Origin of the sequence: Ramlibacter sp. (assembly GCF_028291745.1) — a bacterium.
Lineage (GTDB): Bacteria > Pseudomonadota > Gammaproteobacteria > Burkholderiales > Burkholderiaceae_C > Ramlibacter.
Genome location: NZ_JAQGNQ010000048.1, coordinates 1 through 2,720, shown reverse-complemented (window position 1 = coordinate 2,720; position 2,720 = coordinate 1). Strand labels below are relative to the sequence as shown.

Annotated in this window: 4 protein-coding genes; 3 read left to right on the top strand and 1 reads right to left on the bottom strand. The window is 66.9% G+C overall.

The window, feature by feature from the left end:
- Nucleotides 1–732, top strand: a 732-nt coding sequence (gene pdxA, locus JWP60_RS07475) for a 4-hydroxythreonine-4-phosphate dehydrogenase PdxA (RefSeq protein WP_299788591.1), incomplete at its 5' end; no start/stop codon positions are given.
- A 66-nt stretch (nucleotides 733–798) separates the two neighbouring features.
- On the opposite strand, the gene mscL is transcribed toward pdxA, so the two are convergent.
- Nucleotides 799–1,257, bottom strand: a complete 459-nt coding sequence (gene mscL / locus JWP60_RS07470) for a large conductance mechanosensitive channel protein MscL (RefSeq protein WP_299788588.1) — start codon at nucleotides 1,255–1,257, stop codon at nucleotides 799–801.
- Nucleotides 1,258–1,394: 137 nt separating this feature from the next.
- On the opposite strand from mscL, the gene petA reads away from it, so the two are divergent.
- Nucleotides 1,395–1,991, top strand: a complete 597-nt coding sequence (petA, locus tag JWP60_RS07465; RefSeq protein WP_299788594.1) for a ubiquinol-cytochrome c reductase iron-sulfur subunit — start codon at nucleotides 1,395–1,397, stop codon at nucleotides 1,989–1,991.
- Nucleotides 1,992–2,002: 11 nt separating this feature from the next.
- Nucleotides 2,003–2,720, top strand: a 718-nt coding sequence (locus tag JWP60_RS07460; RefSeq protein ID WP_299788585.1) for a cytochrome bc complex cytochrome b subunit, incomplete at its 3' end; no start/stop codon positions are given.

Genomic DNA, 2,720 nt, shown 5'->3' with positions numbered 1-2,720 from the left:
GCCGAGGCCGGCCGCCTCGCCGCGGACGCCGTGGTGTGGGCCGCGCGCGCCGCCCTGCGCGGCGACATCGCGGCACTGGTCACCGCGCCGCTGCACAAGGAGGCCTTGTCCGCCGCTGGCGTCCCCTTCCCGGGTCACACGGAACTGCTGCAGGCGCAGGCCGCGGCGCACGCCGGCGTCCCGGTGCAGCAGATGCCGGTGCGGATGATGCTGGCCAACGACGAACTGCGCACCGTGCTGGTCAGCATCCACGTGTCGCTGCGCGATGCGATCGAGGCCGTGACTTTCGAGCGTGTGCTTCAAACGCTGCGCATCACCGATCGCACCCTGGCTGCGGCCCTGGGCAAGCGTCCGCGCATCGGTGTGGCCGGACTCAATCCGCATGCCGGCGAGGGCGGCCTGTTCGGGCGCGAGGAGATCGAGTTCATCGCGCCCGCCGTGCAGGCCGCGCGCGCCGAAGGCGTGGACGTGCACGGCCCCTTCGCGCCCGACACCGTGTTCATGCGCGCGCGCCGCGGCGAGTTCGATGCCGTGGTCGCGATGTACCACGACCAGGGCCTGATCCCGGTCAAGTACCTCGGGGTCGAGAAAGGCGTCAACGTCACGCTGGGATTGCCGCTGGTGCGCACGAGTCCCGATCACGGGACGGCGTTCGACATCGCGGGGAGCGGGCGCGCGGATGCGCGCAGCCTGATCGAGGCGATCCGGATGGCGCGAGCCCTGGCCGGGTAGGCTGGGCTTCGCGCAGCGAACCCCAGCGCTCGCGCGCAGCGCCGGGGTGCCTGGCGGCAGACCGGCCTACGAAGGAATCGAGCGGTCGGGACTGCGCAAGCTGTCCCTGATCTCCCGCAGCAACACCACATCCTCCGCCGGCGGCGCCGGTTCCGCCGCGGCGGCCGCGCTGTGCGCGTGGCGCCGGCGCAGCGCATTGATCTGCCGCACCATCAGGAAGATCACGAAGGCCAGGATCAGGAAGTTCATCGCCACCGTGGCGAAGTTGCCCCAGGCCAGCACCGGCACGCCCGCCTTCTTCAAGGCGTCGAGCGTGCGCGGCGTGCCGGCGGGCACGTCGGCCAGCACGAGGAACATGCTGGAAAAGTCGAGCTTGCCCACGATGCGACCGAGCACCGGCATCACGAGGTCGCCGACCAGCGACTCCACGATCTTGTTGAAGGCGGCGCCGATGATCACGCCGACCGCCAGGTCGACCACATTGCCCTTCACCGCGAACTCGCGGAACTCATGCAGCAGCTTCATTGGATCCCTCCGTCTGGAACGCCGCGCAGTATGCGGCAGCCGGGCCCGGTCAGGAGCACGCAAGCAAGGGCCACGGCGGAGCGATCGAAACGAACCGCTACAATCGCCGGTTGACCAAACAGCGAGAGAACCTCGAGATGAGCAACTCCACGGTGGACGCCAGCAAACGGACGTGGCTGATCGCGTCCAGTTGTGCCGGCGCGGTGGGCGCAGGCTTCGTCGCCGTCCCCTTTGTCAGCAGCTTCGAGCCGTCCGAGCGCGCCAAGGCCGCCGGCGCCCCGGTCGAAGTCGACATCTCGGCACTGCAATCGGGCCAGAAGATGACGGTCGAATGGCGCGGCAAGCCGGTGTGGATCCTCAAGCGCACCCCCGAGATGCTCGCCTCGCTGAAGAAGACGGACAACGAGGTCGCCGACCCCGAGTCCAAGCGCACCGCCTACCCCATCCCCGCGAACTGCAAGAACGAGTACCGCTCCATCAAGCCGGAGCTGCTGGTGCTCGTGGGCATCTGCACGCACCTCGGTTGCTCGCCGGGCGACAAGTTGACGCCGGGTCCGCAGCCCTCGCTGCCGGACGACTGGCAAGGCGGCTTCCTGTGCCCCTGCCACGGCTCCACCTTCGACCTGGCAGGCCGCGTCTACAAGAACAAGCCCGCGCCGGACAACCTGGAAGTGCCGCCGTACAAGTACCTGTCGGACACGCGCCTCCTGATCGGCGAAGAAAACAATGCTTGAACGGAAGCACCATGGCTGAATTCAAGGAAATCTCCCCGAACGCCAGCGCCGGCGCCAAGTTGAACAACTGGCTGTACAACCGGTTCCCGACCGCGTACGACGCGTACAAGGTCCACATGTCGGAGTACTACGCTCCGAAGAACTTCAACTTCTGGTACTTCTTCGGCTCGCTGGCGCTGCTGGTGCTGGTGATCCAGATCGTCACCGGGATCTTCCTGGTGATGCACTACAAGCCGGATGCGCAGACCGCCTTCGCGTCGGTCGAGTACATCATGCGCGACGTGCCCTGGGGCTGGCTGATCCGCTACATGCATTCCACCGGCGCCTCGGCCTTTTTCGTCGTGGTTTACCTTCACATGTTCCGCGGACTGATCTACGGCAGCTACCGCAAGCCGCGCGAGCTGATCTGGGTGTTCGGCTGCGCGATTTTCCTGGCGCTGATGGCCGAAGCCTTCATGGGCTACCTGCTGCCATGGGGCCAGATGAGCTACTGGGGCGCCCAGGTGATCGTGAACCTGTTTGCCGCCATTCCCTTCATCGGCCCGGACCTGGCGCTGCTGATTCGCGGCGACTATGTGGTTGGCGATGCCACCCTAAACCGTTTCTTCGCCTTCCACGTCATTGCCGTGCCGCTGGTGCTGCTGGGCCTGGTGGTGGCGCACATCATCGCGCTGCATGAGGTCGGCTCCAACAATCCGGATGGCGTCGAGGTCAAGGGGCCGAACGCGC

What these genes read in the sequence shown, in the direction of transcription:
- mscL (WP_299788588.1), bottom strand. Translation starts at nt 1,257, where the DNA reads ATGAAGCTGCTGCATGAGTTCCGCGAGTTCGCGGTGAAGGGCAATGTG.
- petA (WP_299788594.1), top strand. Translation starts at nt 1,395, where the DNA reads ATGAGCAACTCCACGGTGGACGCCAGCAAACGGACGTGGCTGATCGCG.